Raw genomic sequence first — 2,517 nt, forward strand, 5'->3', positions numbered from 1 at the left:
GGTATTGCCTTCGATGCGCACGCGGTAGCGCTTGTCACGCGGGTTGGGCGATACGCCGGCCAGGTCGATGCGGTATTCGCGCGCCCCCGGCGTGCCGGCTTCCGCGCCGCTCAGGCGACCATCGCCGATCTTCAGCCAGCGCGTGGCCTGGCCGGCGACGGTGCGCGAATCGACCATGTACATGTCCTTGGGCGTGCCATAGATCGGGTATTTGTAGGCACCCTGGCGGGTCAGCGAGCCGGCGATCAGCGGCTCGAAATAGCCGGTCAGCTTGCCGGTGGCGCTGCGGGTTGGCGTCAGCATCTGGTAGGCGTAGAACTCGTCATGCATGAACTGGCGCAGCGCGTCGTCGTTCTTCGGCAGCTTGGCTAGCCTTGCGCACAGCGGTGCCCATGCGGCGCGGCGTTTCATCGCCTTGCAGTTGGTGCTGAAACCGGCCCAGGTTTCCTCGAAGCTTTCATCTTCCCAGCCCGGGATTTCCTCCAGCATCACCGGCACATAGGCCGCGTTCTTGGTGGCGAAGGCCGGGCCGAGCGCCGGGTTGGCCGGTGTTTCCGGCGCGCTTTGTGCGGCGGCGAAGGTGGACAGGGCGATGCCGATGGCGAGCAACGGCACGCGCAGGCGGGAGGGTGTGTGCGAAGTGCGATTCATGATGGTGCTCCACGGCCTTGGGCATGGCCGCGCAATGCCTCACAGGCTGCGCGCCGCTGGCGCGGCGGACAATACGGCGGACGCACTATGGCAAGAGCTTGCCCCGCCTCAGAGCCCCTGCAACTTGCGTGAGGCCACCACGGCTTCCACCCGGTTGCGCACGTTCAGCGCGCGGAAGATGGCGGCAAGGTGGATTTTCACCGTGCCCTCGCTGATGCCAAGGTCACGCGCAATCAGCTTGTTCGGCTTGCCCTGCGAAAGCAGCCGCATCACGTCGATCTGGCGCTCCGTCAGCAACGTGCGCAAGGCATCGATCGAGCGTGATGGATCGGCAGCGGGCGGTGCCGCAATGCCCGGCGCAGGCTGCCAGCCCTGTGCCTGCGCGTTTGCCAGCAGCAGCGGCGGGATGTAGATGCCGCCTGCCAGCACCAGCCGGATCGCGGACAGCATCACGTCCGGTGAATACGCCTTGGGGATGAAGCCCAGCACGCCAAGTTCCATCAGCGAGCGCATCAGCTCCACGTCCTCGGACCCGGACAGCACGATCACCGGCAAGGCCGGCGCAACGCTGCGCAGCCGCGCGATGTGCTGCAGGCCCTGCGTGCCGGGCATGGCGATGTCCACCAGCGCCAAGTCAAGCGTGTCGGCATGCGCCGCCACCGCATGATCGAGCTCCTCAAGATTCATCGCGACCACGGTGTCCACCGCCGGATCAAGCTCGGCCAGCTTGAGCTTCACGCCTTCGATGATGAGCCGATGGTCGTCGGCGATCAGCACTTTCACTTGAGAACCTGCATGCGCGAAGCCCGTCCGGAAGGGATGCGGCGCACGGATTCGATGCGCCTCACATGTCATCACGATATTCGGCAACGAAACCGGACAGCAATCTGCCGGCACCGTTCCAACGGCATAGCTCCGACGGCATATGGTTCGTGTCCGCATGCAGGCCGAAGAATGCGGACACTGCGCGCCCGGGCTGGCGCGATCATTTTTTCAAAGCCGATGACGACGACCGGGGCACATCGCAATCACCGCGCATCGACGCTTGCCCGCGCAGGCGTGGCGATGCTGCTGGCATTGCTGCTTCCGTTTGCACTGGCTGCACAGGAAGCGCCGCAGCAGCAGGAGCAAGCGCAGCAGCAGGAAACCCCTGCGCAGGATGCCGCATCGCAATCCGCGCCGCCGCAGGAAGCACCGCCGCCTGCCGACGCACCGCAGGACGCGGCCATCGAAACCGAACCGCAGCAAGCCGCCACGCCGCCGCGCGTGCGCGAACGCGGCGTGCTGTTCAAGGTCACGCCACCTGCTGCCGCATTGCTGCCTGCGGAAACCCAGCAGGCCGAAGCTGCGCCTGCAGTTGATGCCCCGGCAACGCCAGCCGCGCCGCCATCGCCGGAACCGCCGCGCGCCAGCTACCTGCTGGGCACCATCCACTTCGGCACGCCGGAAGAACAGGGCATCGACCACGCGACACTGGAAGCACTGGCTGCCGAGGTCGAGACCTTCGTCAACGAGGCCGACCTGAAATCCGAATGGAAGCCCGAATACGACGGCTATCGCTGGCTGCCGCTGGAGTCGCCATTGGGTGCGATGTTGCAGCCGGGCGACATGGACAAGGCCGCTGCGCTGCTGCCTGCGGTGAAGCCGCAGGACATGGAGCGGATGAAGCCATGGGCGGTGCTGGCACTGCTGGAAGCGCGCGGCGAAGGTGATGCCGAGGCCACGCTGGACGCGCGCTTGCAGCGCATGGCGGTTGCCGCCGGCAAGCGCACGGTGCATCTGGAAACGCTGGAGCAGCAATTGCAGGCGCTGGACTGCGTGCCCGCCAGCGAACACGCGCTGGTATTACATGAGCGCCTGCAGAAA

At 66.2% G+C, this 2,517-nt stretch carries 3 protein-coding genes; 1 reads left to right on the forward strand and 2 read right to left on the reverse strand.

The genetic code is table 11. From position 1 onward, the window contains the following. Both QM612_RS11220 and QM612_RS11225 read right to left on the reverse strand, forming a co-directional pair. The coding region (locus QM612_RS11220) for an MltA domain-containing protein (protein WP_415253969.1) at positions 1 to 651 on the reverse strand (651 nt) is incomplete at its 3' end. A gap of 108 nt (positions 652 to 759) precedes the next feature. Then, positions 760 to 1,434 carry a response regulator transcription factor gene (locus QM612_RS11225; protein ID WP_415253970.1) on the reverse strand — a complete coding sequence of 225 codons (675 nt, stop codon included), beginning with the start codon at positions 1,432 to 1,434 and terminating at the stop codon, positions 760 to 762. A 219-nt stretch (positions 1,435 to 1,653) separates the two neighbouring features. Here QM612_RS11225 and QM612_RS11230 point away from each other — a divergent pair. Continuing rightward, on the forward strand, positions 1,654 to 2,517 hold an 864-nt coding region (locus QM612_RS11230; RefSeq protein WP_415253971.1), incomplete at its 3' end, for a TraB/GumN family protein.

The sequence above is a fragment of the Thermomonas sp. genome, assembly GCF_047606765.1.
GTDB lineage: Bacteria > Pseudomonadota > Gammaproteobacteria > Xanthomonadales > Xanthomonadaceae > Thermomonas.